Source organism: Cohnella baijiui (assembly GCF_020731285.1).
Classification (GTDB): domain Bacteria; phylum Bacillota; class Bacilli; order Paenibacillales; family Paenibacillaceae; genus Cohnella.
Genome location: NZ_JAJFOW010000553.1, coordinates 1 through 207 on the forward strand (window position 1 = coordinate 1; position 207 = coordinate 207).

Below are 207 nucleotides of genomic sequence, written 5' to 3' on the forward strand. Positions count from 1 at the left end.
CCAATACTTCCATCGCATAATTTACTAGCTCAGAATCAAAGCCAGGAAGAACGGTAGGTGCAGCTTCAATGTTGTAAATTTTTACAACAGAAGGATCTACGTCGAACTCTTTGCACAGCTCAGGAATACGGTCAGACAATTCACCGACAAATTCAATACCTGTAAAGCCTGCGCCACCCACAATAAATGTCAGCAGTTCTGGACGTT

General features: G+C 43.0%; 1 pseudogene. It reads right to left on the bottom strand.

The features are described 5' to 3' along the window. Positions 1-207, bottom strand: a pseudogene (locus LKX83_RS33760) (FAD-dependent oxidoreductase); the annotation flags it as partial.